This is a genomic window from Streptomyces blattellae (assembly GCF_009709555.1).
In the GTDB taxonomy this organism is placed as follows: domain Bacteria; phylum Actinomycetota; class Actinomycetes; order Streptomycetales; family Streptomycetaceae; genus Streptomyces; species Streptomyces blattellae.
Genome location: NZ_WJBG01000187.1, coordinates 50,178 through 74,839, shown reverse-complemented (window position 1 = coordinate 74,839; position 24,662 = coordinate 50,178). Strand labels below are relative to the sequence as shown.

General features: G+C 69.8%; 21 protein-coding genes. 12 read left to right on the top strand and 9 right to left on the bottom strand.

From position 1 onward, the window contains the following. Positions 1-157: 157 nt before the first annotated feature. Positions 158-889 carry an HAD family hydrolase gene (locus tag GFH49_RS24820; protein ID WP_155058296.1) on the bottom strand — a complete coding sequence of 244 codons (732 nt, stop codon included), beginning with the start codon at positions 887-889 and terminating at the stop codon, positions 158-160. A 179-nt stretch (positions 890-1,068) separates the two neighbouring features. Here GFH49_RS24820 and GFH49_RS24815 point away from each other — a divergent pair, with 179 nt between their 5' ends. Next, positions 1,069-1,353 (top strand): hypothetical protein, encoded by a 285-nt coding sequence (locus GFH49_RS24815; RefSeq protein ID WP_155058295.1) that lies wholly within the window; start codon positions 1,069-1,071, stop codon positions 1,351-1,353. Positions 1,354-1,416: 63 nt separating this feature from the next. Here GFH49_RS24815 and gltX read toward each other — a convergent pair whose 3' ends face one another. The 3 genes from gltX to GFH49_RS24800 all read right to left on the bottom strand — a co-directional run bounded on the left by gltX (position 1,417) and on the right by GFH49_RS24800 (position 3,978). Next, positions 1,417-2,901 carry a glutamate--tRNA ligase gene (gene gltX / locus GFH49_RS24810; protein WP_155058294.1) on the bottom strand — a complete coding sequence of 495 codons (1,485 nt, stop codon included), beginning with the start codon at positions 2,899-2,901 and terminating at the stop codon, positions 1,417-1,419. After that, a complete protein-coding gene (locus GFH49_RS24805; RefSeq protein ID WP_155058293.1) occupies positions 2,894-3,670 on the bottom strand; it encodes a fumarylacetoacetate hydrolase family protein in 777 nt (258 codons plus the stop codon). The genes gltX and GFH49_RS24805 overlap by 8 nt, the downstream gene beginning before the upstream one ends. Before the next feature lie 119 nt (positions 3,671-3,789). Then, a complete protein-coding gene (locus GFH49_RS24800) occupies positions 3,790-3,978 on the bottom strand; it encodes a hypothetical protein (RefSeq protein WP_155058292.1) in 189 nt (62 codons plus the stop codon). Positions 3,979-4,521: 543 nt separating this feature from the next. Between GFH49_RS24800 and GFH49_RS24795 the strand changes: the two genes are divergently transcribed. The 8 genes from GFH49_RS24795 to GFH49_RS24760 all read left to right on the top strand — a co-directional run bounded on the left by GFH49_RS24795 (position 4,522) and on the right by GFH49_RS24760 (position 15,151). Further along, a complete protein-coding gene (locus GFH49_RS24795) occupies positions 4,522-8,328 on the top strand; it encodes a sensor histidine kinase (protein WP_155058291.1) in 3,807 nt (1,268 codons plus the stop codon). 9 nt (positions 8,329-8,337) lie between these two features. Then, entirely contained in the window at positions 8,338-8,751 is a 414-nt protein-coding gene (locus GFH49_RS24790; protein WP_030231800.1) for a roadblock/LC7 domain-containing protein, read from the top strand. 111 nt (positions 8,752-8,862) lie between these two features. Continuing rightward, a complete protein-coding gene (locus tag GFH49_RS24785) occupies positions 8,863-9,258 on the top strand; it encodes a DUF742 domain-containing protein (protein WP_155058290.1) in 396 nt (131 codons plus the stop codon). Next, entirely contained in the window at positions 9,239-9,814 is a 576-nt protein-coding gene (locus GFH49_RS24780) for a GTP-binding protein (RefSeq protein ID WP_155058289.1), read from the top strand. Before GFH49_RS24785 ends, GFH49_RS24780 begins: the two co-directional genes overlap by 20 nt. A 388-nt stretch (positions 9,815-10,202) precedes the next feature. Further along, on the top strand, positions 10,203-13,490 hold the full coding sequence (locus tag GFH49_RS24775) for a sensor histidine kinase (RefSeq protein WP_196218120.1): 3,288 nt from the start codon (positions 10,203-10,205) through the stop codon (positions 13,488-13,490). 10 nt (positions 13,491-13,500) lie between these two features. Further along, the gene (locus GFH49_RS24770) at positions 13,501-13,914 is read left to right on the top strand and encodes a roadblock/LC7 domain-containing protein (protein ID WP_004983065.1); all 414 of its coding nucleotides are present in this window, start codon (positions 13,501-13,503) and stop codon (positions 13,912-13,914) included. A 93-nt stretch (positions 13,915-14,007) separates the two neighbouring features. Next, positions 14,008-14,589 (top strand): DUF742 domain-containing protein, encoded by a 582-nt coding sequence (locus tag GFH49_RS24765; protein WP_155058287.1) that lies wholly within the window; start codon positions 14,008-14,010, stop codon positions 14,587-14,589. Then, positions 14,570-15,151 (top strand): GTP-binding protein, encoded by a 582-nt coding sequence (locus tag GFH49_RS24760; RefSeq protein WP_026243582.1) that lies wholly within the window; start codon positions 14,570-14,572, stop codon positions 15,149-15,151. The genes GFH49_RS24765 and GFH49_RS24760 overlap by 20 nt, the downstream gene beginning before the upstream one ends. 140 nt (positions 15,152-15,291) lie before the next feature. Here GFH49_RS24760 and GFH49_RS24755 read toward each other — a convergent pair whose 3' ends face one another. Both GFH49_RS24755 and GFH49_RS24750 read right to left on the bottom strand, forming a co-directional pair. Continuing rightward, positions 15,292-15,483 carry an acyl-CoA carboxylase subunit epsilon gene (locus GFH49_RS24755; RefSeq protein WP_155058286.1) on the bottom strand — a complete coding sequence of 64 codons (192 nt, stop codon included), beginning with the start codon at positions 15,481-15,483 and terminating at the stop codon, positions 15,292-15,294. A gap of 57 nt (positions 15,484-15,540) precedes the next feature. Further along, positions 15,541-17,136 carry an acyl-CoA carboxylase subunit beta gene (locus GFH49_RS24750; protein ID WP_155058285.1) on the bottom strand — a complete coding sequence of 532 codons (1,596 nt, stop codon included), beginning with the start codon at positions 17,134-17,136 and terminating at the stop codon, positions 15,541-15,543. A 352-nt stretch (positions 17,137-17,488) separates the two neighbouring features. Here GFH49_RS24750 and GFH49_RS24745 point away from each other — a divergent pair, with 352 nt between their 5' ends. Then, positions 17,489-18,097, top strand: a complete 609-nt coding sequence (locus GFH49_RS24745) for a YceI family protein (RefSeq protein ID WP_155058297.1) — start codon at positions 17,489-17,491, stop codon at positions 18,095-18,097. A 225-nt stretch (positions 18,098-18,322) separates the two neighbouring features. After that, positions 18,323-19,105: a serine protease gene (locus GFH49_RS24740; protein ID WP_155058284.1), complete on the top strand. Its 783-nt coding sequence runs from the start codon at positions 18,323-18,325 to the stop codon at positions 19,103-19,105. An 86-nt stretch (positions 19,106-19,191) separates the two neighbouring features. Here GFH49_RS24740 and GFH49_RS24735 read toward each other — a convergent pair whose 3' ends face one another. Then, entirely contained in the window at positions 19,192-20,541 is a 1,350-nt protein-coding gene (locus GFH49_RS24735) for a hypothetical protein (protein WP_155058283.1), read from the bottom strand. A gap of 79 nt (positions 20,542-20,620) precedes the next feature. On the opposite strand from GFH49_RS24735, the gene GFH49_RS24730 reads away from it, so the two are divergent. Next, positions 20,621-21,355 carry an SLATT domain-containing protein gene (locus GFH49_RS24730; protein WP_196218119.1) on the top strand — a complete coding sequence of 245 codons (735 nt, stop codon included), beginning with the start codon at positions 20,621-20,623 and terminating at the stop codon, positions 21,353-21,355. A 25-nt stretch (positions 21,356-21,380) separates the two neighbouring features. Here GFH49_RS24730 and cimA read toward each other — a convergent pair whose 3' ends face one another. Next, positions 21,381-22,985, bottom strand: coding sequence for a citramalate synthase (cimA, locus tag GFH49_RS24725; protein ID WP_155058281.1), 1,605 nt, complete (start codon positions 22,983-22,985; stop codon positions 21,381-21,383). A 349-nt stretch (positions 22,986-23,334) separates the two neighbouring features. Further along, complete coding sequence (locus tag GFH49_RS24720) at positions 23,335-24,423, bottom strand: branched-chain amino acid aminotransferase (protein WP_155058280.1); 1,089 nt, start codon at positions 24,421-24,423, stop codon at positions 23,335-23,337. Positions 24,424-24,662 lie beyond the last annotated feature (239 nt).

The following is a 24,662-nucleotide window of genomic DNA, read 5'->3' as shown; positions in this document are numbered from 1 at the left end:
CTACCTGGACTCGAACCAAGACTAACTGAACCAGAATCAGTCGTGCTGCCAATTACACCATAGGCCACTGGAACGCAAGCCCCGGAGGGGATCTCGTTCTAGCTTGCGCCTCCGGGTCCGGCCTTTCGGCCCGCTCTCCGGCGGCGCAGGAAGAACATTACCCGAAGGTGGACGGGGCTCCAAAACGGGTATCCGTGCCGAGCAGCGCTGGGAGTTCGGCCAGCGAGGCGATCCGGTGCGGGCCGGCGGGCATGTCGTCGCCGGTGTACGCGGTGGCACGGTCGATCCAGACCGACAGCAGTCCGGCGTCGGCGGCGCCCCGCCCGTCGATCTCCGGGTGGTCGCCCACGTACGCCACGTGCCGCGGGGCGAGGCCCAGGGCTTCGCAGGCCGCGTGGAAGGCGCCGGCCTCCGGCTTGGAGACACCGAGTTCCGCGGCGCACAGGATGGCCTCGAAGCGGTCGTGCACACCGAGCATGCGCAGCTTGCGGTCCTGGACGGTGAGGCTGGAGTTGGACAGCACGGCGTGCCGGTGACTGGCGGCGAGGGCGTCCAGGACGGGCAGCACGTCCGGGAAGAGCGCCCAGGCGGCCTCGTAGTGCGCGATGTACCGCAGAAACCAGGCGTCGGCCTCGGCGTCGGTCAGCTCCTCGCCCAGGAACACCCGCACCCGGTCCCGCCGCTGCCCCTCGAACGACGCCTCCCCCGCGGCGAACCGCGCCCACTGGCGGTCGGTGACCTCCCGCCAGCGCACGAGCGCCTGCTCCACGGACTCGTCTCCGTCGAGCAGGCCCTCGGCCACAAGGTGCGCGCGCATCCCGGCGCGGTCGGCCGAGGTGTAGTCGAAGAGGGTGTCGTCGACGTCCCAGACAACAGCTCTGATCACCATGACACGGACGGTACAGCCGGACCGGCTGGGGGCTCGGGGGTTATCCCCCGACGGATGCCGCGTCGAAGAGGGTGTCGTCGACGTCCCAGACAACAGCTCTGATCACCATGACCCCGACGGTACAGCCGGACCGGCTGCTCATATCCCCGACGGCATCCAGGGGCTGGCACACTGAGGCCATGAACGAGTATCGAGTCCAGTTCACCGTCGAGGCCCGCGCGGCCTACGACGGTCTGTCCGGCGAGCGTCGAGCCCAGCTGGACCGGGCTGTGCGGATACTGGCACGTGACCCGTTCCGCAAGAACGCGACCGCGCAGCTCGGACCTGACGAACACCTGCGGAAGGCGTACGTGGCCCCCGGCGTGATGCTGGAATACATGGTCGCGGGGGCCATCATGGTCGTCGTCGTGCTGGAGATCTTCGACGAGTTCGCGTACCTGATCGACGAGAGCGACGCCGTCTGAGCGGAACGCCAGAGGGGCGGCACCCGGAACCCCCGGGTGCCGCCCCTCACGTGTGCGTACGCGTTACGCCGCCAGCTTCGCCAGCGCCGCGTCGATCCGCGCCAGCGTCTTCTCCTTGCCCAGGATCTCCAGGGATTCGAAGAGCGGGAGGCCGACCGTGCGGCCGGTGACGGCGACGCGGACCGGGGCCTGGGCCTTGCCGAGCTTGAGGCCGTGGGTCTCGCCGGCGGCCAGGACGGCCTCCTTCAGCGCCTCGGCCGAGGTCCAGTCCGCCGACTCCAGCTTCTCGCGGGCCGTACGCAGGAGCGCGTCGCTGCCCTCCTTCATCGCCTTGGCCCAGGACGCCTCGTCCTGGACCGGCTCCGGCAGGAACAGGAAGTCGACATTGTCCGTGATCTCCGACAGCACCTTCAGGCGGGTCTGCGCGTGCGGGGCGACGGCCAGCCACTTCGCCTCGTCGAAGGCCTCCGGGGCCCACGGCGCGAAGGGGGCCCGCAGCCAGGGCGCGCAGCGCTCCGTGAAGTCCTTCACCTCCAGCAGGCGGATGTGGTCGCCGTTGATCGCCTCGCACTTCTTCAGGTCGAAGCGGGCCGGGTTGGGGTTCACGTCCGCGATGTCGAAGGCGGCGACCATCTCGTCCATCGTGAAGATGTCCCGGTCGGCCGAGAGCGACCAGCCAAGGAGGGAGAGGTAGTTGAGCAGGCCCTCGGGCAGGAAGCCGCGCTCGCGGTAGAGGTTGAGGGACGACTGCGGGTCGCGCTTGGAGAGCTTCTTGTTGCCCTCGCCCATCACATACGGCAGGTGTCCGAAGGCGGGCACGGACTTCGCGATGCCCAGCTCGATCAGCGCGTTGTACAGGGCGATCTGCCGCGGGGTGGAGGAGAGCAGGTCCTCGCCGCGCAGGACGTGGGTGATCTCCATCAGGGCGTCGTCGACCGGGTTCACCAGCGTGTACAGGGGTGCGCCGTTGGCTCGTACGATCCCGTAGTCCGGGACGTTCTCGGGTGTGAACGTCAGCTCGCCGCGGACCAGGTCCGTGAAGATGATCGTCTCGTCCGGCATCCGGAAGCGGACGATGGGCCTGCGGTCCTGAGCCTGGTACTCCGCGACCTGCTGTGCGGTCAGCTCGCGGCAGTGGCCGTCGTAGCCGGACGGCTTGCCGGCGGAGCGGGCGGCCTCCCGGCGGCTGTCCAGCTCCTCCTGGGAGCAGTAGCAGTGGTAGGCGTGGCCGGCCTCCAGGAGCTTCTGCCCGACCTCCTGGTAGAGGTCCATCCGCTGCGACTGGCGGTACGGCGCGTGCGGGCCGCCGACCTCGGGGCCCTCGTCCCAGTCGAAGCCGAGCCAGCGCATCGAGTCGAGCAGCTGGGCGTACGACTCCTCCGAGTCGCGGGCCGCGTCGGTGTCCTCGATGCGGAAGACCAGAGTGCCGCCGTGGTGGCGGGCAAACGCCCAGTTGAACAGGGCGGTGCGGACCAGGCCCACGTGCGGGTTACCGGTGGGCGAGGGGCAGAAACGGACGCGTACGGGGGAGCCGGGTGCGCTAGCCACGCTTGACAACCTTGTTGGTGAGAGTGCCGATGCCTTCGATGGTGACGGCGACCTCGTCGCCGACGGTGAGGGGGCCGACCCCTGCCGGGGTGCCCGTGAGGATCACGTCGCCGGGGAGCAGCGTCATGGCCTCGGAGATGTTGACGATCAGATCCTCGACCGGGTGGATCATCTCGGTGGTGCGGCCCAGCTGGCGCTGCCGGCCGTTGACCGTGAGCTGGATGGTGAGGTCGCTCGGGTCGAGGTCGGTCTCCACCCAGGGGCCGAGCGGGCAGGAGGTGTCGAAGCCCTTGGCCCGGGCCCACTGCTTCTCGCGTTTCTGCACGTCGCGGGCGGTGACGTCGTTGGCGCAGGTGTAGCCGAGGATGACGTCCTTGACGCGCTCGCGGGGGACCTCACGGCACAGGCGGCCGATGACGACGGCCAGTTCGGCCTCGTGGTGGAGTTCCTCGGAGAAGGAGGGGTACTGGATCTCGTCACCGGAGCCGATCACCGAGGTGGACGGTTTGAAGAAGGCGAACGGGGCGTCGGGCACCTCGTTGCCCAGCTCCCGCGCGTGCTCGGCGTAGTTGCGGCCGAAGGCCACGACCTTGTTGGGGAGCACCGGCGGCAGCAGCCTGACCTTGCTCAGGGGCACCTTCGTGCCCGAGAGCTCGAAGTCCGCGAACGGGATGCCCTTGATGATGTCCAGGACGAGCTCGTCCGGCTTGTCACCCTCGACCGCGCCGAAGGCGACGTTCCCGTCGATGGAGAATCTGGCGATGCGCACGGGATGCTTGGCCCCTTGACTGAGCTGGCTGAAGTCTGACGCTCCAGGCTAGCGCCAGCTCGGCAAGGGGCGGGCGCCCCGCATGGTGTCGCGGGCGCCCTGGGCGTCGTACGGAACGGCTACTGTGCGGCGGTGGCCTGGGCCGGGATGTCCATGAGGACGGTGCGGCGCGGGTTGGCCGTGTGGGCGGGGAGGTCGGCGGTGTGCTCCGGGTGGTCCGGGGTGTGCAGGTCGCCGGCGTCGTCGAGGTGCGCCAGCGTCGTGCGCCGCGGGTTGGCTATCGTGCGGAACATCATCGTCGTCTTCACGGGTGTCCGGTGCCTTCACAGTTGGGCTTCAGTTGTAAAGCGCCAGGCTAAACATCCAATTCCCTCCGAAGACGCGCAGACCCCTTGATCGCCGTGTGAGTTTGCTCACGAATCCATGGGCAAACCGGTCAATTCAGGCCCTTAATCGACCCCCACGAAACGGACATTGACCGCCTGAAGCCCGCATTCCGCTCCTGATCATGGCGACTGGGACTCCCCCACTGACCGGCGACTCGTTGCGGTAAGTCCGCTTTGCGGCGGATCACTTTCTACGTCTCGTAACGCAGCCCTCACGTGGTGTCACGGAGGTCACAGCCTGACCACGGGCCTTGTTGGAGATCCTGCACTGTGCTGGAATTCCACGGACCGCCGCAGGAACGAACCGGCGCACAGGGGGCGCGACGAGCGCCGAGTGGCGGCGAGAAAGGGAGCCAGCGCCGGTCACTCACGACCATCGGGGTGCGCATCAGGGCGCCCTCCACGACGCCGACACCGTCCTTCCGTTGACGCGGAGGGGCGCCTGGTCCAGAGGTTGCGACGCTAGTGCAGGGACGTTTCAAGAGGGATGGCAGTGCTTCGGCGGAGCCGGAGCCGCACGGCGGGACTGGCCCCAATGCCGGCAGTCCCTCGCCCCAGCACGCCCAGGGTCCGGGCCAGGCAGCGTCCGGCGAGGGCGGGCGTGCCGGTGCGTCCGCAGCATCCGGAGCATCCGGAGCCACAGCGTCCACCGGACCCACGGGCTCCACGGGAGCACCCGGCGCCGCCGCGCCGCCGGTGAAGCCGCCGAAGGGCCCCTCCGGCCCCGGCTCACGAATAGCCCTGCGCAACTGGCGCATCTCCACGCGTCTGGTGTCACTGCTCGCGCTCCCGGTGGTCGCGGCCACCTCCCTGGGCGCCCTGCGCATCAGCGACAACGTGAGCGACATCCAGCAGCTCGACAACATGAAGCTGCTGACGGACATGACCAAGCAGGCCACCGAGCTGGCCTCCGCGCTCCAGGAGGAGCGCGACCAGTCGGCCGGCCCGCTGGCGCACGGCGCGAACGCGAGCAGCGACGACGCGGTCAAGGGCTACCGGGACCGGACCGACCGCGCCCGGGACAACTTCCTCGACGCCGCGGACGAGGTCGACGCCTCCAGCAAGGACGGCGACCTCCAGGGCGTCCGCGACAGCCTCGTCGGTCTGGTCGGCGACCTGAGCAACCTTGAGAAGATCCGCGACGACGCCTTCGAGGCCGAGCGGAACTCCACCCAGACGGTCGAGGCCTACCACCGTCTGATCACCCACCTGCTCGACCTCTCGCAGGACATGGCGGAGGCCACCAGCAACCCCGAGATGATCCAGCGCACCCGTGCGCTGGCCTCGTTCTCCTCCGCCAAGGAGTACGCCTCCATCCAGCGCGCGGTCATCGCGGCGGCGCTGCCCGTCACCCCCAGCACGGGCGGCAGCCTCTCGGAGAACGACCGGCTGTACGGCGAGTCGGCGCTGGAGAGCGAGAAGTCCGAGCTGCTCAGCTTCCGCAGCATCTACGGAGCGGACGGCGCCGCCGAACTGCTCCAGCCCATCGAAGAGGGCAACCCCACGATCGAGGCCTCCGACACCTACGCCGACCGTGCGCTCAGCCAGGCGAACGGCCTCGCCGACCTGGACAAGCGGTCGTACAGGGACTGGGTCGACGACAGCTCGTCCAAGATCGACCAGATGGGGAAGATCGAGACCACGCTGCTGGAGCAGATGGAGCAGAAGGCGCGCGAGCTGCGCAACGAGTCGGAGCGTGAGGCGATCATCTCCGGTGCGCTGATCCTGCTCGTGCTCGGTGTCTCGCTGGTCGGCGCCTTCGTCGTGGCCCGCTCCATGATCCGCTCGCTGCGCCGGCTGCAGGAGACCGCGACCAAGGTCGCCCAGGACCGGCTGCCCGAGCTGGTCAAGCAGCTGTCCGAGTCCGACCCGCAGGACGTCGACACCTCCGTCGAGTCGGTCGGTGTGCACTCCCGGGACGAGATCGGCAAGGTGGCCGCGGCCTTCGACGACGTCCACCGCGAGGCGGTCCGCCTCGCCGCCGAGCAGGCCCTGCTGCGGGGCAACGTCAATGCGATGTTCACCAACCTCTCCCGCCGCTCCCAGGGTCTGATCCAGCGCCAGCTGTCGCTGATCTCCGAACTGGAGTCCCGCGAGGCCGACCCGGACCAGCTGTCCTCGCTGTTCAAGCTCGACCACCTCGCGACCCGCATGCGCCGTAACGGCGAGAACCTCCTCGTGCTCGCCGGTGAGGAGCCCGGCCGCCGCTGGACCCGCCCGGTCCCGCTGGTCGACGTGCTCCGCGCCGCCGCCTCCGAGGTGGAGCAGTACGAGCGCATCGAGCTGGCCGCCGTGCCGACCACCGAAGTGGCCGGACGCGTCGTCAACGACCTCGTGCACCTGCTCGCCGAGCTGCTGGAGAACGCGACCTCGTTCTCCTCGCCGCAGACCAAGGTCAAGGTCACCGGTCACGCCCTGCCCGACGGCCGGGTGCTGATCGAGATCCACGACACCGGTATCGGTCTCTCCCCCGAGGACCTCGCCGCGATCAACGAACGGCTCGCCTCGCCGCCCACCGTGGACGTCTCGGTCTCCCGCCGCATGGGTCTGTTCGTGGTCGGTCGTCTGTCGCAGCGGCACGGCATCCGCATCCAGCTGCGCCCGTCCGACTCCGGTGGTACGACCGCGCTGGTCATGCTCCCCGTCGATGTCGCGCAGGGCGGCAAGAAGCCGCAGCCCAAGCCCGGCCAGGGTGCGTCCGGTGCGTCCGGTTCATCCGGCGGCCCGGTCGCCGCGCAGGCCGCCGCCGGGGTGGCGGCCGCTCGCCGCTCGGGCGCGGGCCAGGGCGGCGGCGCTCTCGGTGCCGGTGCGAGTGCGGGCGCTCTCGGTGCCGGCACGGGTGCGCCCGGTGGGCGGCTCGGTGCCGCTCAAGGGCCGCGTGCCGCGCTGCCGGGCAGCGGTGGTGGCACGGGTGGCCGTCCCGGTCCGGGTGGGCCCGGTGGAGCGCGCGGGCCGCAGGGTCCGTCGGCTCCTCAAGCGGGCGGCCGGCCGGCTCCCGCCGGTGCGGGTGCCGGTTTCGGCGGCCAGGCGCCGGGTGCCCCGCAGGGCCTGACGGCCGCGGGCACGGGCGGGCCGTCGCAGGGGCAGGACGCGCGGGATGCCGTATCGAACCAGGAATCCGGGCGTGGCGGCCGTCGTGGCCGTCGGCCGCAGCTGCCGCCGCGGGGCGGGCCGCGGGCCGAGCTGCCGGGCGGCAACGCACAGCCGCCGCGCACGCCGAGTTGGAGCGACGAGAACGCGCAGCCGCCGGTGCCGCGCGCCTCGCTCGACACCCCGCGCGGGCATGACGAGCAGCGTGACCCGGCGCAGACCGCGCCGATGCCGCGGATCGACGACCGGCAGGGCATGGGCTCGACCTCCGAGTTCCCGGCGATTCCGCCGCGGGGCGCCGGCCGTCAGGGTCCGGCCTCGGACCTCGGTGGCCAGGACTTCGGCGCCCCGCAGCAGCCGGGCGCGAACGGACCGCAGAACACCGGGCAGTTCACGCGTGCGGACCAGAACTCCGGCGAGTTCCCCCGCCCCGGAGCGGTCCCGCAGAGCCCCGGCCCCAACTCCGGGCAGGGCACGGGCCAGTTCGTGCGATCGGACGTCTTCGGCCCGACCGGGAACGCGTCGGCCCCGCAGGCGTACGACAACGGATCCACGGGCGGTTACGGCTACCCGCAGCCCGGTCGGCCGGGCCCGGCCAACGGCAGCGGAACCAACGGCACCAACGGCACCAACGGCACCGGATACGGTGCCGGGCGTTCACCGGTACCGCCGCCGCGTCCGCAGCGGCCCGGCCGCCCTGAGCCCGAAGCCCTGCCGCCGGCGTCCGGCCCGGGAGATGGCCGTACGCCGCTGTACGACACCCTTGAGACCAACTGGTTCCACGGTCAGGGCGGCCAGGGCGGCCCACGGCAGGGCAACGGCTCGGCCCCCGCGCCGGCCACCCCGCCGCAGCCGCAGCACACTCCCGCATCCCAGCGTCCCGCAACCGGCGCCTGGCGCAGCTCGCCGAACGACGACCTCATTCGGCAGGCAGAGCGCGTACGGCAGCCGGCCGCGGGCGGAGTCACCACCTCCGGCCTGCCGCGCCGGGTACCCAGGGCGAACCTCGTCCCGGGTACGGCTCAGCAGCAACAGCACAACAGCGGTCCGCAGGTCTCCCGTGCGCCTGATGACGTACGCGGCCGGCTGACCAATCTCCGTCGGGGTATCTCACAGGGCCGGCAGGCCGGTAGCGATCAGACCGGCAGCTTCCCTGACCCCACTCACCAGCAGGAGCGTTAGTTGAGGCAGATGAGCCAGGCGGCACAGAACCTGAACTGGTTGATCACCAACTTCGTGGACAACACCCCCGGGGTGTCCCACACCGTCGTCGTGTCCGCCGACGGTCTCCTTCTGGCGCTGTCGGAAGGCTTCCCGCGCGATCGAGCCGATCAGCTCGCGGCCGTCGCGTCGGGGCTCACCTCGCTGACGGCCGGGGCCTCCCGGATCTTCGAGGGGGGCGACGTGGCACAGACGGTCGTCGAGATGGAGCGCGGCTTCTTGTTCCTGATGTCCGTCTCGGACGGTTCGTCCCTGGCCGTCCTGGCCCACCCCGAGTGCGACATCGGACTGGTCGGCTACGAGATGGCGCTGCTGGTTGACCGCGCGGGCGCAGTACTCACGCCGGACCTGCGCGCCGAACTGCAAGGAAGTCTGCTCCACTGACCCGCCCCGGATCCACCCGTCTCACCAAATCACCGTCCGGCCGCCACGATCCCCCCACCGGCCACAGTCAGACGGCACGACTGACAACTTGCTGTCCCGCCCGGAGGATTCATGACCCCGCCCACCGCCTCTCATGATCCGTACGCGGAGCCGTACGGGGACGAAGGCGACGAGCCGCTGGTACGTCCGTATGCGATGACCGGCGGCCGGACCAGGCCGCGCTACCAGCTCGCCATCGAGGCCCTGATCAGCACCACGGCCGACCCGGCAGCGCTCATGGGACTCCTCCCTGAGCACCAGCGCATCTGCCATCTCTGCCGTGAGGTGAAGTCGGTCGCCGAGGTCTCGGCTCTCCTCGCCATGCCGCTCGGCGTCGCCAGGATCCTGGTCGCGGACCTCGCCGAGGCCGGCCTTGTCGCCATCCACCAGCCCGGTGGCGACGAGACCACCGGTGCGCCCGACGTGACACTGCTCGAAAGGGTGCTCAGTGGACTTCGCAAGCTCTGACGGAGGCCGCGCCACCACGTCCGCGAAGATCGTGGTGGCCGGCGGCTTCGGCGTGGGCAAGACGACCTTCGTCGGCGCCGTCTCCGAGATCAACCCGCTGCGCACCGAGGCCGTGATGACGTCCGCGAGCGCGGGCATCGACGACCTCACCCACACCGGGGGCAAGACCACCACCACGGTGGCCATGGACTTCGGCCGTATCACCCTGGACCAGGACCTGATCCTGTACCTGTTCGGTACGCCGGGTCAGGACCGTTTCTGGTTCATGTGGGACGACCTGGTGCGCGGCGCCATCGGTGCCGTGGTCCTGGTGGACACCCGGCGCCTGGCGGACTGCTTCCCGGCGGTGGACTACTTCGAGAACAGCGGGCTGCCCTTCGTCGTCGCCCTCAACGGCTTCGACGGCCACCAGCCGTACGCCCCCGAAGAGGTGCGCGAGGCGCTGCAGATCGGTCCGGACGCCCCGATCATCACCACGGACGCCCGGCACCGGTCGGATGCGAAGAGTGCCCTGATCACGCTGGTCGAGCACGCTCTCATGGCCCGACTGAGGTAGCGCTCGATTCACACTCAAGTCGGAAGCGCCATACGGAAGTTGTCGTAGATGCCCCGGAGCCGACTGTGTCCTTTGACACGGTCGGCCACGGTGTTCATAACGTTTCGGCAGAGGAATCGGGTGGTACGGCCACGCGTCGCGGTCGACCCGTGTCGCTGCGCACACAAATGCCCCGTCATTTGACGGGGCTCGCTCTTTATGACCGTTTTATCTGGGGCTTACATCGCTTGTAATGATCGCTTTCCACTGTTTGGAGGAGCACAGGCCCACGTGCTGGAATGCCTGAACTGCCCATTAGTCAAAGACGTACTCCCCAGTCGATGGCGAACCGGGCTCTGAGACACTGCGGCACAAAGAAGGTGCCGACCGCCGAGAGGTTGTTGGTCGAGTGAGGCGAAGCAAGAACGGTCCCGAGCCGTCGTCGGCGAGGGGCAACTTCACCCCGCCGCCGCGCGGAGCGGCGCCCGCCCCTGTGCCCGGATCGGAGCAGGCCGCCGCCCCGGCTCCAAGCGGCGGCCGTCTCTCCCCACGCAACTGGCGCGTGCCGACCCGGCTGAACGCGATCCTGCTCATACCCGTGGTCGTCGGCCTGGTCATGGGCGGCTTCCAGGTGAAGAGCTCGATCGACACCTGGCAGGAGGCCGAGGACGCGGAGAACACCGCGCGCCTGGTCCGGGCGTCCCTGAACTACTCCGACGCGCTCTACAACGAGCGTGACGTCACCGCGGCGCCCCTGCTGAAGGGCAGCGCACAGACCGCCGAGGACAAGGCGACCGTCACCCAGGCGCGCGAGGCCACGGACAAGGCCGCCGACGCCTTCGACGAAGCGGCCCAGAGCATGCCGCAGAAGGGCGGCCTGGAGCGCCGCCTGAAGCTGTTCCGCGAGGAGGAGCCCAAGCTCGCCTCGCTGCGTGAGAACGCGTACACCAGCGAACTCACCGGCGTGCAGACCGAAGAGGGCTACGTCGAGGTCGCGCACCCCCTCACCGAGTTCGCCAACGAGCTCGGTCTGGGCACCGGCAACATCACCAGCTACGGCCGGACCGTCTACGCCCTCGAACTCACCAAGGCGGCCCTGTCGCTGCAGCGCTCCATCGGCATGCACATGCTGATCAAGCCCGGCCCGGACGCCCAGAGCTTCGGTCAGCAGCGCGTCGCCCTCTCCTCGTACGCCTACCTCGAAGGCATCGCCGTCGAGGAGTACATCGGCGGTGGCACCGAGGCGGACGCGCAGCGGCTGGAGGACGCGCAGAAGCAGATCACGGCGGACGGCCAGCAGATGGCCAGGGAGGCCGCCGAGGAAGCCGCCGCGAAGGGCGAGAAGTACGTGCCCCCGCCGGCCAACCCGACCGACATGGTCACGGCGATCGCGACGATGGAGAACATGGACCCCAGCGTCCGTGAGGGGCTCGCCGACCAGGGCATCACCGTGTCCAACTACTGGGCGGTCAACACCCTCAAGTACAACGCCTACCGCCAGATCGAGACGGACATGGCCGACACGGCGGTGAACGAGGCTGCCACGATCGCCGACGACGCCAGGCGGGACACCTTCATCGTGGGCGCCGCCGTGGTGATCGCCCTGCTCGCCGCGTTCATCCTGGCCGGCATGGTCGCCCGCCAGATGAGCCGCTCGATGCGCCAGCTGCGCAATGCCGCCTTCGGCATCGCCGAGCAGCGGCTGCCGATGCTGGTCGACCAGCTCTCGCGCACCGACCCCGGCCGGGTCGACACCCGGGTCGCGCCCATCCCGATCACCTCCACGGACGAGATCGGCGAGGTCGCCCGGGCCTTCGACCAGGTCCACCGCGAGGCGGTCCGGCTCGCCGCCGAGCAGGCCCTGCTGCGGGGCAACATCAACGCGATCTTCACCAACCTGTCGCGCCGCAACCAGTCGCTGATCGAGGGCCAGCTGACCCTGATCACCGACCTGGAGAACAACGAGGCCGACCCGGACCAGCTGGAGAACCTCTTCAAGCTGGACCACCTCGCGACCCGTATGCGCCGCAACGGCGAGAACCTCCTGGTCCTCGCCGGCGAGGAGCCCGGCCGCCGCTGGGACCAGCCGGTCCCGCTGGTCGACGTCCTGCGCGCCGCCTCCTCCGAGGTGGAGCAGTACGAGCGCATCGAACTGTCGGGCGTCCCGGAGGCCGAGATCCACGGCCGCGCGGTCACCGACCTCGTGCACCTGCTGGCCGAGCTGCTGGAGAACGCCACCACGTTCTCCTCCCCGCAGACCAAGGTCCGCGTCACCGCGACCCGTCTCCCCGACGGCCGCGTGATGATCGAGATCCACGACAAGGGCATCGGCCTCACCGCCGAGGACTTCGCGGACATCAACCACAAGCTGGCCAACCCGCCGACCGTGGACGCCGCGATCTCCCAGCGCATGGGCCTGTTCGTGGTCGGCCGGCTGTCCGACCGGCACGGCATCCGGGTCCAGCTGCGTCCCTCCGGCGAGCAGGCCGGTACGACGTCCCTGGTCATGCTGCCCGACGCGATCACCCACGGTGGTGGCGGCGGCGAACAGCAGCCGATCCAGGACGAGTTCACGGTCTCGCAGATCATCCCGGAGCGCAGCTTCCAGGGCGAGGACTTCAACCGCCAGCCGCTGCGCACCGCCGCCGAACTCGGCTTCGACGACAGCCGTTACGCCGAGGTCCCGGACGACATACGCGAGCTGGACCCCGTAGGCCGCTCCCTGATGCGCGAGGAGCGCCGGGCGGCTCTGGAGGCCCAGAGCCCCCAGGAGCAGGGCCAGCAGCCCGCTCTGGACGCCGCCGCCCCCTCCTCGTACGTCGAGGCGTTCGACGACCTCCGGCAGCCCTTCGACGACGGCCAGGGCGGCTACCCGGAGCAGCCCGCCACGTACGACCAGCAGACGGCGTACGACGAGCCGCAGCAGACGCCGTACGAGGAGCAGCAGCGACCGGCGTACGAGGAGCAGTACTACGCGCCGAACGGGGGCCTGCCGCAGAACGACACGTTCTCGACGAACGGCGGCTACCCCGAGCCCTCCTATCCGGAGCCGGTCCAGGAGGACGGCTCGGCGGGCCGCGGCTTGGCCCCGGAGACGTTCTCGGCCTTCGAGGAGCGGCGCCACCAGGACGACTGGCCGCAGCAGAACGGCTACCAGAACGGCTACCCGTCCGAGTACGCTCCGGAACCGGAGTCCGCGCAGGCCGCCGACGTGAGTGACGGCGACGGCGTAGGCTTCGACCGTCCGGGACCGGCCCCCTCCGCGTCTCACCAGCTGACCGACGCCGGACTGCCCCGCCGCGGATCCACCTCCGTGAACGGCAACGGCTCGCAGCCCGTGAGCCAGGAACCGCCGGCCCCCGCGCCCGAGAGCAACGGCAGCGGCAACGGCGACTGGCGCTCGGCCAACGACGCGCGCTGGCAGCAGGCGGCGCAGCTGCGGAAGCCCAAGGCAGGTGGAGTGACCGCCTCCGGCCTGCCGCGGCGGGTACCCAAGGCCAACCTGGTCGAGGGCACCGCCGAAGCGACCCCCCAGGGTGGCCCACAGGTCTCCCGCGCCCCCGAGGACGTCCGGGGCAGGCTGAGCAACCTGCGCCGCGGTGTCCAGCGGGGACGCAGCGCGGGAAGTGAAACGAACGGCCAGGCCACTAGGAATCAGCACAGTGGTCCTGACAGCACCTACAACCAGGAGCGTTAGTGTGAGCCCGATGAGCCAGGCGGCACAGAACCTGAACTGGTTGATCACCAACTTCGTGGACAACACCCCCGGGGTGTCCCACACGGTGGTGGTCTCCGCCGACGGACTCCTTCTGGCGATGTCCGAAGGCTTTCCCCGCGACCGCGCCGACCAGCTCGCGGCGGTCGCCTCCGGTCTGACCTCGCTGACCGCCGGTGCCTCGCGCATCTTCGAGGGCGGCAGCGTGAACCAGACGGTTGTGGAGATGGAGCGGGGATTCCTCTTCATCATGTCCATCTCGGACGGTTCGTCGCTCGCGGTCCTGGCCCACCCGGAGGCGGACATCGGCCTCATCGGGTACGAGATGGCGCTTCTGGTGGACCGTGCCGGTACGGTCCTGACCCCTGATCTGCGTGCGGAGCTCCAAGGGAGCCTTCTCAACTAACAGTCAGACGGTGCGTTTTGGCGTCCCGGGGCCGTAAGGTTTCGGGACGCGGCTCACACTGATGGGTGCCAGGCACAGTCGGAGGAGGAGAAAGTGGCAACACCCCCAGGCGGTTCGTCTTCGGGCAACTGGTCGTACGGCCCTGGCCAGGGCCACGACGACGGTTCGCCGAACCGGTACAACTTCCCCTCCGCACCGAGCCAGCGGCGCCAGCAGCCGTACACGCCTCAGGGACCGCAGGGTCCCGGGCCGTACGACCAGCCGCACGCGCCGCGCATCCAGCCGGTGCAACCACAGCGACGCGCCCCTGAGCAGGCGCCCGCAGGGGCGTCGAACAACCCCCTGGTGCGCCCGTACGCCATGACCGGCGGCCGGACGCGCCCGCGCTACCAGCTCGCCATCGAGGCACTGGTGCACACCACCGCGCAGCCGCATCAGATGCAGGGCCAGTTGCCCGAGCATCAGCGGATCTGCAACCTCTGCCGAGAGATCAAGTCGGTGGCCGAGGTCTCGGCTCTCCTCACGATCCCCCTCGGCGTGGCCAGGATCCTCGTCGCCGACTTGGCGGAGGCGGGCCTGGTCGCCATCCATCAGCCCGGCGGCGACGAGAACGCCGGCGGCCAGCCAGACGTGACACTGCTCGAAAGGGTGCTCAGTGGACTTCGCAAGCTCTAGCGGCGGTCCTTCCCGCTCCACCACCTCCGCGAAGATCGTGGTGGCGGGCGGCTTCGGCGTGGGCAAGACCACGTTCGTCGGCGCCGTCTCGGAGATCAACCCGCTGCGCACAGAGGCCGTGATGACATCCGCTTCGGCGGGCATCGACGACCTCACCCACACCGGGGACAAGACCACCACGACGGTGGCCATGGACTTCGGCCGTATCACCCTGGACCAGGATCTGATCCTGTACCTGTTCGGCACCCCCGGTCAGGACCGTTTCTGGTTCATGTGGGACGACCTGGTGCGCGGCGCCATCGGCGCGGTCGTCCTGGTCGACACCCGCCGTCTCGCCGACTGCTTCCCGGCGGTCGACTACTTCGAGAACAGCGGGCTCCCGTTCGTCATCGCCCTCAACGGCTTCGACGGACAGCAGCCGTACAACCCGGACGAGGTCCGGGAAGCTCTGCAGATCGGCCCTGACACGCCGATCATCACGACGGACGCGCGGCATCGCGCTGACGCGAAGTCGACGCTGATCACTCTCGTGGAGCATGCGTTGATGGCACGGTTGCGGTAGGCGGTCGGGCGGCCACTGGGCTGCCTCGGACGGTCGTACGCCGTCTGCGGGTAGCCGGTGGTTCGCGCAGTTCCTCGCGCCCCTATGGGGCGCACGACTAAGGGCCCCTCCTCAGGAGGGGCCCTTAGTCATCGTTCCCGCTAGTGCCAGCTGTGCGGTGCCCGGAATCCCGGCTCGCGCTCCAGGCGGCGCCAGCCGGCCTTGGCGCGGCCTCGGCGGGTCGGCTCGGTGGGCGGCTGGGCGGCGGCGCGGGCGAGGAGGATGGCCGTGATGGCGGCGACTTCCTCGGGCTCGGCGTGGCCCTTCTCGACGCGGATGTCAGGGGTGCTCATAGGTCTCAGTCTCCGTGGATGAGGTTTCCACGCGGGTGGCGCGGAGGGTCCGCTGGGTTACTGCGGGGGGTTGCCGTGCTTGCGGGAGGGCAGGTCGGCGTGCTTGGTGTGCAGCATCGCCAGCGAGCGGATCAGCACCTCGCGGGTCTCCGCCGGGTCGATCACGTCGTCGACCAGGCCGCGCTCGGCCGCGTAGTACGGGTGCATCAGCTCGGACTTGTACTCCTTGACCATCCTGGCCCGCATCGCCTCGGGGTCCGGGGCCTCGGCGATCTGGCGGCGGAAGATGACATTGGCCGCGCCTTCCGCGCCCATCACGGCGATCTCGTTCGTCGGCCAGGCGTACGTCAGGTCGGCACCGATGGACTGGCTGTCCATGACGATGTACGCACCTCCGTAGGCCTTGCGCAGGATGAGCGAGATCCGCGGCACCGTCGCGTTGCAGTAGGCGTACAGCAGCTTCGCTCCGTGCCGGATGATCCCGCCGTGTTCCTGGTCGACGCCGGGGAGGAACCCCGGCACGTCCAGGAAGGTGACGATCGGGATGTTAAAAGCGTCACACATCTGGACAAAGCGCGCAGCTTTTTCCGATGCCTCGATGTCGAGGACCCCGGCGAGGGTCTGCGGCTGGTTGGCGATGATGCCGACGACCTGGCCGTCGAGCCGGGCCAGCGCGCAGATGATGTTGCGGGCCCAGCGCTCGTGGACCTCCAGGTAGTCGCCGTCGTCGACGATCTCCTCGATCACCTTCGCCATGTCGTACGGCCGGTTGCCGTCCGCCGGGACCAGGTCCAGCAGGACGTCGCCACGGCGGTCCGGAGCGTCCGCCGCGTCCACTCGGGGCGGGTTCTCGCGGTTGTTCTGCGGGAGCATCGACAGGAGGTAGCGCACCTCGGCGAGGCAGGTCTCCTCGTCGTCGTAGGCGAAGTGGCAGACCCCGGAGGTCTCGGCGTGCACGTCCGCGCCGCCGAGGCCGTTCTGGGTGATCTCCTCGCCGGTGACCGCCTTGACCACGTCCGGGCCCGTGATGAACATCTGGGACGTCTCACGGACCATGAACACGAAGTCGGTCAGGGCCGGACTATAGGCCGCGCCGCCCGCGCACGGGCCCAGCATCACGCTGATCTGCGGGATCACCCCGGACGCCTTGGTGTTGCGCTGGAAGATGCCGCCGTACCCGGCGAGCGCGCTGACGCCCTCCTGGATACGGGCTCCCGCACCGTCGTTGAGCGACACGAGCGGCGCCCCGGCCGCGATGGCCATGTCCATGATCTTGTGGATCTTCGTGGCGTGGGCCTCGCCCAGCGCACCGCCGAAGATCCGGAAGTCATGGGCGTAGACGAAGACCGTACGGCCCTCCACCGTGCCCCAGCCGGTGATCACACCGTCCGTGTACGGCTTCTTGGCCTCCAGGCCGAAACCGGTGGCCCGGTGCCGGCGCAGTTGCTCGACCTCCTGGAAGGAGCCCGCGTCCAGCAGCAGCTCGATGCGCTCCCGGGCGGTCAGCTTGCCCTTGGCGTGCTGCGCCGTGGTCGCCTTCTCGCTCGGTCCGGCCACCGCCTGCGCCCGGATCTCGTGCAGCTCGGCCACCCGCCCGCGGGCGTCGGTCGGCTCGCTCGTGGATTCACCCGGCGCCTCATCCAAAACGGTCATGTAGCGACCTTACGAAGGACAGCAAGGAAAGCGGGCCGTTGACTCCGTACAGTCTCCGGCGCGTTTTCCTGGTGCCCCTGAACAGAACCTCGACGGCGTGCAGGCTTTCCGACTGCTCAGAGGGGACCGGGCTTGTAGAGATCACACAAAGCCGTCACCGAGAGCCGCCTCACATTCAGGTGCGGCACATGCCATCGCCGGAGTGAAACGACAGACCCGGTCGGCGGCCGGTCGAGCGTACCTCGGAGCGCGGAATAGCCCTGCCGTCGACCGCGTTAATCTCGTTGAATGTTCAACATAATCGGCCGTGGCCTCCGCCCGGAGCCACGACCCGTCCCCTCAGGAGCAGATCATGGGCATCTTCGGCCGTAAGGACGACACCGCCGAGACCGTCGGCGAGACCGCCGCGGTGACCGCCGACCTGGCGGCCCTGACCGGCGACTACGCCATCGACCCGGCACATTCCTCGCTCGGGTTCGTCGCCCGCCACGCCATGGTCACCAACGTCAAGGGCACGTTCCTCGACTTCACCGGCTCGCTGCACCTGGACGGCGGCGACCCGACCCGGTCAACGGCCTCCATCGACGTCAAGATGGACAGCGTGGACACGGGTTCCGCGGACCGCGACGGACATCTGAAGAGCTCCGACTTCTTCAGGACCGAGGAGTTCCCGACGATGACCTTCCGCTCCACCAAGGCGGAGGCCCTCGGCGACGACGACTACCGGATCACCGGCGACCTGAGCATCCTCGGCGTCACCAAGCCGCTCACCATCGACCTGGAGTTCAACGGCGCCGCGAAGGACCCCTTCGGCAACGAGCGCGTCGGCTTCGAGGGCAGGGCGGAGATCAAGCGCTCCGAGTGGGGCCTGACCTGGAACGCGGCGCTGGAGACCGGCGGCGTCCTGGTCTCCGACAAGATCAAGCTGAACTTCGACATCTCGGCGATCAAGAACGCGTGACCCTCCACGACAGCGCCGGTGAGCCTCGCCTCACCGGCGCTGCGCAGGCGGGGCAACTGAGGGAGGGCCCTGGGTGGTTGGCCGGATTTCGGTCCTTGTGTGCGCGCTCGCAGCGTCCTCATAATCCAGCAACCACGAATTGACTGGTCCATGCCAGGAACACCTCCGTCTGAGGTGAACCGGCGAGGGGCGGTCGATTGCCAACCCCCCACGGAAGGCGTCACGTTGCAGAACCTCCTCAAGGCCCTCAAGAGATGCGCGGTCGCCGGTGCGGCCGTGCTCGCGGTCGTCAGTCTCCAGCCCGTGTCCGCGGCGCACGCCGCCCCCGCGCCCGTCGTCGGCGGAACCCGCGCCGCACAGGGTGAGTTCCCGTTCATGGTCCGGCTCTCCATGGGCTGTGGCGGCGCGCTCTACACCCAGCAGATCGTGCTCACCGCCGCGCACTGCGTGGGCTCCACCGGCCCCGACACCAGCATCACCGCCACCGCCGGTGTCGTGGACCTGCAGTCCACCTCCGGACGCGTCCAGGTCCGCTCGACGTACGTCTACCGGGCCCCCGGCTACAACGGCAACGGCAGGGACTGGGCCCTCATCAAACTCGCCCAGCCGATCAACCTGCCCACGCTGAACATCGCCACGACCAGCCAGTACAACACCGGCACCTTCACGGTCGCCGGCTGGGGCGCCGCCACCGAGAACGGCGGCCAGCAGCGGTACATGCTCAAGGCGAACGTGCCGTTCGTCAGTGACGCCACCTGCCGCGGCTACAGCGGCTACAGCGGCCTCGTCGCGAACGAGGAGATCTGCGCCGGCTACGCCGCCGGCGGCGTCGACACCTGCCAGGGCGACTCAGGCGGCCCCATGTTCCGCCGCGACGCGTCCAACGCGTGGGTCCAGGTCGGCATAGTCAGCTGGGGCATCGGCTGCGCCCGCCCGAACGCCCCCGGCGTCTACACCGAGGTCTCCACCTTCGCCTCCGCGATCGCCTCGGCCGCATCCTCGCTCTGAACTCCCGCTCCCGTACGGCCCGCCGGGCCCCGGCGCCGATGTGCGCCGGGGCCCGGCCCTGGGCGGCACGTCGGATCCGGACCGGTTCAGAACCCTCCGCCGAAGTCCCCTCCGCCCCCGAAGTCCCCTCCGCCGAAGCCGCCGGAGAAGTCGTCGGTGCTGAAGTCGGCGCCGGAGACGTCGCCGCCCTCATAGCCGCCGGTGCCGAAGTCGCCGTAACCGGAGCCGTAGTCGGCCGCGTAGGCGGGGGCGGCCATCATGGTGCCGAGCATGGTGCCGATCAGCAGGCCGGGCAGGATGCCGCCGCCGAAGTAGCCGCCCGCCCAGGGGCCGTACGCCGGCCCCGCGTCCCAGTACGGGCGGCGGCCGGAGTCGGTGTCCACCTCGCGGACCATCGGATCGCGGCCGTCGGCCAGCCGGGACCGGTCCGCGACGCAGACGGGCACCTCGCGCGGTGCGCCGCCGGACGGCGTCCATGTCTCGTCGGCGACGGACGGGCCGTGCCGCGGGTCGAAGAAGCACGGCGGACGCCGCTCGGGCAACGGGCTCTTCTCCCGCCTCGCCGCCAGCCGGGCCAGCGAGAAACGGCCGTCCTCCAGGGACTGGGTGACGGCACGGACCTGCTCGGGTTTCTCCGCCTGCGCCATGTGCGTCTTCGCCTTGTCGTAGGCGTCGAGCGCGTGCTCGTAGTCCTCCCGCATGGCGTCGTCCGCGCCGGGCTCCCCCGGATGGAAGTCGAGGCGGTCCAGCTCCTCGCCGAAGGCGGTGATGTCCTCGTCGACGACGACCCGCAGCTTCTCCAGTGCGGCCCGCTGCTCCTCCTCGTGCCGGAGCCGGTTGCGGCGTACGAGCGAGTACGCGCCCGCGCCGCCGGCCGCCAGCACCGCGCCGATCGTGATCAGCCCGGCGACCGGAACGCCGTCGTCGGTGCCGGTGGAGCCCCAGGAGGACGGGGCAGAACCGCCCATGTTGGCCAGGGCCCGGTCGGTGAAGGCGGTGAGCTGGCTCTGGGCGTTCGGCTCGTCCTGCACGCTGGTGACGAGGTTCCGTACGGCGTCGTTCGACAGGACGGACGAGTCGGCCTTCGCGTCGAAGTCGTCGCCCACCCGGATCGCGTAGGCACCCGTGATGCCCGTCGCGGTGCGCAGGTTCTCGAAGAGGTTGTCGGTGGGCTGGTCCGCGGGCAGAACCGCCACGAACAGCGGCTTGTCCGCGTCCTTGATCTGCTCGGCGAGCGTGTCCGCGTCCGACGCCGACAGCTGCGCGGAGGCGGCCGGGTCGACGTAGACGGGGTTGTCCTTGAGTGCTTCGGCTACGGCCGAGACGCTCGTGGCCGCGGAGGCGCGCGGGGCGCTCACCGACACGACGGTCAGTGCGGCGAGCGCCAGGGCGATCAGCAGTCCGATGAAGCCTCGGCCCGGTATCGCGACCTTCATACTGTCGAAAGTACCTGAAATACCTGTAGATCGGGCGCCCTCGACGATAGGCCGACGTCAGTTCCGCAGGGCCGCTACGATGCCCTCGCCGCCGTGGACGGCGCACCAGTCGCAGCAGAAGGGCAGGGGGATGCTCCGCAGACGCAGGGCCGCCGACATGACGGTGTCCGAACTCAGCGAGCTGGACCGGTCGCGTACCCGGGTCGAGCTGCTGTGGGAGTTGTTCCGGCATGCCGAGCGCGAGGTGACGGGCGCCATCGGCTGGTATCTGGAGAAGCGCCGGCGTCCGTCTCGGTGGTCGCGGACACTGCGGGCGCTGGCCGCGCTGCTGGGCATCGTCGGCACTCTCACGCCGCTGGTGCACGCGGCCGTTCCGGAGAGCATCCAGCCGGAATGGGGCTTCGTGTTCCTGGCCGGAGGCGCGGGCTGTGTCCTGTTCGACCGGATCTTCGGTTTCTCCGCCTCCTGGACCCGCTACATCCGCACCGAGGTTTCGTTGCAGCAGGTCCTCAAGAAGGCCCAGGCCGACTGGGCGCAGGCCTACCTGAGGACCACCGACGCGCCCAGCGACAAGGAGCAGGCCACGCTGCTGGGCATCATCGAGCGGCTGCGGATGGACACCCAGCGGATCATGGAGGAGGAGAGCACGGCCTGGATCGGCTACCTGGCGGACGGCGTCGAGGAGCTGACCCGCTCCACGGCGCACGCCCCCGGGCAGCGGGCGGGCGGCGCCGGGCTGTTCCGCCTGGACCGGATGCCCGGACGTGACCGGGGCGCCGACCCGATGCCGAGGCAGCGCGACACGGCCTTGTAGCGGGCGGGTGCCGGGGAGGGCCGGCTCACTTCGCCGGCACCACGCCCGCCCGCAGCAGCCCGTAGGCGTAGGCGTCCTCCAGTGCCTGCCAGGACGCGGCGATGACGTTCTCGCCGACACCCACCGTCGACCACTCGCCCTCGCCGTCGGAGGTGGAGATCAGGACGCGGGTCGTGGACTGGGTGCCGTGCTTGCCTTCGAGGATGCGGACCTTGTAGTCGACGAGGTCGAGCTTGGCGAGCTGCGGGTAGATCTTCTCCAGCGCCACCCGCAGGGCGCGGTCCAGGGCGTTGACCGGGCCGTTGCCCTCGGCCGTGGCGACGATGCGTTCGCTCTTGGCCCACAGCTTCACGGTGGCCTCGTTGGCGTGGGTGCCGTCGGGGCGGTCCTCGACGATCGCGCGCCAGGACTCGACCTCGAAGTACTTCAGCGACCTGCCCTCCACCTCCTCGCGCAGCAGCAACTCGAAGGACGCGTCGGCCGCTTCGTACGTGTAGCCCCTGAGCTCCCGCTCCTTGACCCGCTCGACGACCCGGCCGACCAGTTCGCGGTCGCCGCCGAGATCGACGCCGAGTTCCTTGCCCTTGAGCTCGATGGAGGCGCGGCCGGCCATGTCGGAGACCAGCATGCGCATGGTGTTGCCGACCTGCTCGGGGTCGATGTGCTGGTACAGGTCGGGGTCGACCTTGATCGCGGAGGCGTGCAGTCCGGCCTTGTGCGCGAAGGCGGAGACGCCGACGTAGGGCTGGTGGGTGGAGGGGGTGAGGTTGACGACCTCGGCGATCGCGTGCGAGATACGGGTCATCTCGCGGAGGTGGCCGTCGGGGAGGACCTTCTTGCCGTACTTCAGCTCCAGGGCCGCGACGACGGGGAAGAGGTTGGCGTTGCCGACGCGCTCGCCGTAGCCGTTCGCCGTGCACTGGACGTGGGTCGCGCCCGCGTCGACGGCGGCGAGGGTGTTGGCGACGGCGCAGCCGGTGTCGTCCTGGGCGTGGATGCCGAGCCGGGCGCCCGTGTCGGCCAGGACCGTGGAGACGACCGCCTGGACCTGCGCCGGGAGCATGCCGCCGTTGGTGTCGCACAGGATCACGACGTCGGCGCCCGCCTCCGACGCCGTACGGACGACGGATTTCGCGTACTCGGGGTTGGCGCGGTAGCCGTCGAAGAAGTGCTCGCAGTCGACGAAGACGCGGCGGCCCTGTTCCTTCAGGAAGGAGACCGTGTCGCGGACCATGTCGAGGTTCTCGTCGAGTGTGGTGCGCAGCGCCAGCTCGACGTGCCGGTCGTGGGACTTGGCGACCAGCGTGATCACCGGAGCGCCGGACTCCAGCAGCGCCCTGACCTGGTGGTCCTCGCTCGCCTTGCCGCCCGCGCGACGGGTGGCGCCGAAGGCGACCAGCTGGGCGTGGTTGAAGACGATCTCCGCCTGCGCACGGGCGAAGAACTCCGTGTCCCGCGGGTTGGCGCCGGGCCAGCCGCCCTCGATGAAGCCCACGCCGAAGTCGTCCAGGTGCCGTGCGATGGCCAGCTTGTCCGCGACGGTGAGGTTGATGCCCTCCCGCTGCGCGCCGTCGCGCAGGGTGGTGTCGAAGACGTGGAACGAGTCGTCGAGTTCGCTGGTTTCCGTCATGATCTGTTGGCTCCTGATGAAGGGATCTCGGTCGTTACCGGAATGACCGGCTCCACCGTCCTCCAATGTTCCCTCGCGCTGCGCTCCCGGCTGTAGGTGGGCCAGAAAAGCGAAAAACCCCTCGCGGGTGCGAGAGGTCTGCGCGCGGGTCGAGGACGACGGTGTCCGCCCGTACCTGGTCGTACGTGGCGGTCACTGCGGACCGGCGCGTCTGCTGCCAATAATCATGGCGAACGAGAGCACGGGGGCAGTCTGGCACAGCCCCCGCGCCTCGCTCACGGTTGTCTCAGAATGCGGTCGATCACCTCAGGCGGCGACATGGACGTGCGCCCGCCCGGACGGCCGGGGTCTAACCGAGCCGGTGCATCCAGCCGTGCTGGTCCTCCGTGACGCCGCGCTGGATGTCGAGGAGGGCGTGCCGGAGCTTCAGCGTGACCTCGCCCGGCTCGCCGCCCGACTGCTGCCACTCGGCGCCCCGGCGCTTGACGGTGCCGACCGGGGTGATCACGGCTGCCGTACCGCAGGCGAAGACCTCGGTCAGGGAGCCGTTCTCGGCGTCGCGCTGCCACTGGTCGATGGAGATGCGGCCCTCCTCGGAGGTGTAGCCGAGGTCACGGGCGACGGTGAGCAGGGAGTCGCGGGTGACGCCCTCCAGGATGGAACCGGTGAGGGCGGGGGTGACGATCCGGTCGCCGTACACGAAGTACAGGTTCATGCCGCCGAGTTCCTCGATCCACTTGTGCTCGACGGCGTCGAGGTAGCAGACCTGGTCGCAGCCCTTTGCGGCGGCCTCCGCCTGGGCGAGGAGGGAGGCCGCGTAGTTGCCGCCCGTCTTGGCGTCGCCCATGCCGCCGGGGACGGCGCGGACGCGGTCCTCGGAGAGCCAGATGGAGACCGGCTTGACGCCGCCGGGGAAGTAGGCGCCCGCGGGAGAGGCGATGACCATGAAGAGGTACTCGCCGGCCGGCTTCACACCCAGCCCGACCTCGGTGGCGATCATGAACGGGCGCAGATAGAGGGACTCCTCGCCACCGTGCGCCGGGACCCAGGCCGCGTCCTGCTTCACCAGCACGTCACACGCCTCGATGAACGTCTCGACGGGCAGCTCCGGCATGCCCAGTCGGCGGGCGGACGCCTGGAAGCGCCTGGCGTTCTTGTCCGGGCGGAACGTGGCGACGGCGCCGTCGGGCTGGCGGTAGGCCTTCAGGCCCTCGAAGATCTCCTGCGCGTAGTGCAGGACCATGGTGGCCGGGTCGAGGGAGATCGGCGCGTACGGGACGAGCTGGCCGTCGTGCCAGCCGCGGCCCTCCGTCCACTTGATGACCACCATGTGGTCGGTGAAGTGGCGGCCGAACCCGGGGCTGGCCAGGATCGCCGCACGCTGCGCGTCGGAGAGTGGCGAGGCCGAGGGCTTGAGCTCGATCGTGGGCGTCGTCATGAGTGGTTGTCCTTCACCGTTGTGTGTGACGGGCCGCGCTCACGCCAGTACTGTCAGTGGCCAGTGCTAGGACGTCCGAGCATTCCCTCATTCGGCGGCTCCGCGTTCGATTATCGCAAGCGGGAGACGGCGAAGAAATCGGCCTGTTCGGCGTGGTTCGCGACCCGGAGTTCGATGGTGACACCCGGCGGCGGACATGGGGAAGCCGCCGGGATCGATGTGACCCGGCGGCTTCTGGG

Excerpts from the sequence above, each read along its gene's own strand:
- cimA (WP_155058281.1), bottom strand. The coding sequence starts at position 22,985 with ATGACGGAAACCAGCGAACTCGACGACTCGTTCCACGTCTTCGACACC.
- GFH49_RS24770 (WP_004983065.1), top strand. The coding sequence starts at position 13,501 with ATGAGCCAGGCGGCACAGAACCTGAACTGGTTGATCACCAACTTCGTG.
- GFH49_RS24720 (WP_155058280.1), bottom strand. The coding sequence starts at position 24,423 with ATGACGACGCCCACGATCGAGCTCAAGCCCTCGGCCTCGCCACTCTCC.
- GFH49_RS24790 (WP_030231800.1), top strand. The coding sequence starts at position 8,338 with ATGAGCCAGGCGGCACAGAACCTGAACTGGTTGATCACCAACTTCGTG.
- GFH49_RS24750 (WP_155058285.1), bottom strand. The coding sequence starts at position 17,136 with ATGACCGTTTTGGATGAGGCGCCGGGTGAATCCACGAGCGAGCCGACC.
- GFH49_RS24815 (WP_155058295.1), top strand. The coding sequence starts at position 1,069 with ATGAACGAGTATCGAGTCCAGTTCACCGTCGAGGCCCGCGCGGCCTAC.
- GFH49_RS24745 (WP_155058297.1), top strand. The coding sequence starts at position 17,489 with ATGGGCATCTTCGGCCGTAAGGACGACACCGCCGAGACCGTCGGCGAG.
- GFH49_RS24755 (WP_155058286.1), bottom strand. The coding sequence starts at position 15,483 with ATGAGCACCCCTGACATCCGCGTCGAGAAGGGCCACGCCGAGCCCGAG.
- GFH49_RS24785 (WP_155058290.1), top strand. The coding sequence starts at position 8,863 with ATGACCCCGCCCACCGCCTCTCATGATCCGTACGCGGAGCCGTACGGG.
- GFH49_RS24730 (WP_196218119.1), top strand. The coding sequence starts at position 20,621 with ATGCCCTCGCCGCCGTGGACGGCGCACCAGTCGCAGCAGAAGGGCAGG.
- GFH49_RS24735 (WP_155058283.1), bottom strand. The coding sequence starts at position 20,541 with ATGAAGGTCGCGATACCGGGCCGAGGCTTCATCGGACTGCTGATCGCC.
- GFH49_RS24820 (WP_155058296.1), bottom strand. The coding sequence starts at position 889 with ATGGTGATCAGAGCTGTTGTCTGGGACGTCGACGACACCCTCTTCGAC.